This window comes from Enterobacter sp. E14S, assembly GCF_055666685.1.
In genome coordinates this window covers 1-243 of the sequence record NZ_JBVODQ010000046.1, presented here as the reverse complement: position 1 = coordinate 243, position 243 = coordinate 1, and the positions used below count along the sequence as shown (strand labels likewise).

General features: G+C 53.5%; 1 rRNA gene. It reads right to left on the bottom strand.

From position 1 onward, the window contains the following. Positions 1-243: ribosomal RNA gene (locus ACZ6J2_RS21930) — 16S ribosomal RNA — on the bottom strand; the annotation flags it as partial.

Sequence of the window (243 nt, the reverse complement as noted above, 5' to 3'; positions counted from 1 at the left end):
CTTCTCTTTGTATGCGCCATTGTAGCACGTGTGTAGCCCTACTCGTAAGGGCCATGATGACTTGACGTCATCCCCACCTTCCTCCAGTTTATCACTGGCAGTCTCCTTTGAGTTCCCGGCCGAACCGCTGGCAACAAAGGATAAGGGTTGCGCTCGTTGCGGGACTTAACCCAACATTTCACAACACGAGCTGACGACAGCCATGCAGCACCTGTCTCAGAGTTCCCGAAGGCACCAATCCAT